Genomic DNA, 447 nt, shown 5'->3' with positions numbered 1-447 from the left:
TCGGTCCTGGCCCGCGCGCACGAGCTGATCCCGTACGCCCGCCTGGGCGCCGTCGGCCGGAGCACCGTCGAGCAGGCCTACTGGTCGCAGGGCCACGCCTTCGAGTACTGGTCGCACGCCGCCTGCGTCCTGCCGATCGAGGAGTGGCCGCACTTCGCCTTCCGCCGGCGCGCCAACCGGGCGCGCGGCCACCGCTGGCACGTCCTGCGGGACAAGGAGCGTTCGACGGCGGCGGTCCTGGACCGGCTGCGCGCGGACGGCCCGCTGACCTCCACCGAACTCGGCGGCGCCAAGAACGGCGGCGAGTGGTTCGAATGGTCCGAGACCAAGATCGCGGTGGAGTGGCTGCTCGACACCGGCGAGGTGGTCTGCGCCGAGCGGCGCGGCTGGAAGCGGGTCTACGACCTGCCCGAGCGGGCCGTCCCGGAGCTGCTCCTCCTCGACGAG

The 447-nt window shown here is 73.8% G+C and carries 1 protein-coding gene; it reads left to right on the top strand.

What is annotated here, in order from left to right; translation table 11 throughout:
- On the top strand, positions 1 to 447 hold a 447-nt coding region (locus tag G3I71_RS47575; RefSeq protein WP_203733158.1), incomplete at both ends, for a crosslink repair DNA glycosylase YcaQ family protein.

The sequence above is a fragment of the Streptomyces sp. SID12501 genome (assembly GCF_010550245.1).
Classification (GTDB): Bacteria; Actinomycetota; Actinomycetes; order Streptomycetales; family Streptomycetaceae; genus Streptomyces.
Note: the sequence above shows the minus strand (reverse complement) of the source record. Positions and strands in the feature narration are given on the sequence as shown.